The 283-nt window shown below is 50.2% G+C and carries 1 pseudogene; it reads left to right on the top strand.

Annotated features, from left to right (window positions below):
• Positions 1–283 (top strand): annotated as a pseudogene (locus tag E2R31_RS09860) (T7SS effector LXG polymorphic toxin); the annotation flags it as partial.

Raw genomic sequence — 283 nt, forward strand, 5'->3', positions numbered from 1 at the left:
CAGTATGCGAAAGCCAAGGCAGAAGCGATTGAGGCTGCTAAACGCAAGGCAGAACAAGAAGCCGCTGAGCGAGAAGCTTCTTATCGCCGTCATCACCCCATCCAAGCCTGGCTGAAGGATCGCTCGAATGAGATTGGTTCCTGGTGGGGCGATGTCGTTGAGGAAACACGAAATCTACCTATTCCACAGGACTTGAAAGATACACTCTTGTTTGCGGAAGGTTTTATTGGTGCAGCTGGAAGTATGGTTTCAGAGACTGCCATCGGAGCTGTAGATTTGACTC

This window comes from Streptococcus downii (assembly GCF_004353325.1).
Classification (GTDB): Bacteria; Bacillota; Bacilli; order Lactobacillales; family Streptococcaceae; genus Streptococcus; species Streptococcus downii.